We start from the raw sequence: 718 nt of genomic DNA on the forward strand, positions 1-718 counted from the left end.
ATTGGGCTACATCCAGATTGCGGACTTTTTCTACCCCTTACTAGAAAATAATGAAATCATCGATACACCACTGCCATCACTTGAAAAAGAGTTACCCTTATTTGAAGGTTATGATATTGCCAATGAAGATCAAAAAGCCAAGCTAACAGAAACGGTTAAGGCCCTATCAAGTCTGTCAGATGATATCATTCAAAAAATTTCCTTAGTGACTTATACAGGTGATGAAAGTAATACTGACCGGATTGCCTTACAAATGGTTGACGAGAATGTGGTGAGAGGGTTCATTAGTTCAATTGGTGACCGGATGAGTTATTATAATGGTATTGCCAGTCAATTGGACGGGCAAACGGGACTAATCGATATGGAAGTAGCTATTTATTTCACTGAATTAAATGATGGGAATAACCCTTACGCTTTAGAAGAAGATAAAAAGGCTTATGATGAATCGGTGGCTGCAGAATCAAGTGCAGCGAGTGAAAGTGAAGCTAGTGAATTAGATGTTTTATCATCAGATTCAGCCAGCGAATCAACCGATAGTTCTAGCACTGAATCAACTAGTGCATCTGATGCTTCATCAGGATCAACTAGTGAGACTAGTCAGGTTGAAAGTACTGATGCACAAGCAGCATCTTCTAGTGTCGAAACGGATGCAGCAAGTGGCAATTCAGTTGCTGAATCAGGGAGTGAATAAAGTGGTGAAATCATGTGAAGGCAATTA

1 pseudogene is annotated in these 718 nt (G+C 39.7%); it reads left to right on the forward strand.

Annotated elements, in window-relative coordinates:
- Positions 1-691 (forward strand): annotated as a pseudogene (locus tag ACRCJ0_RS17540) (cell division protein FtsQ/DivIB); the annotation flags it as partial.
- Between the last annotated feature and the right edge of the window lie 27 nt (positions 692-718).

The organism is Aerococcus sp. L_32, from assembly GCF_050689315.1.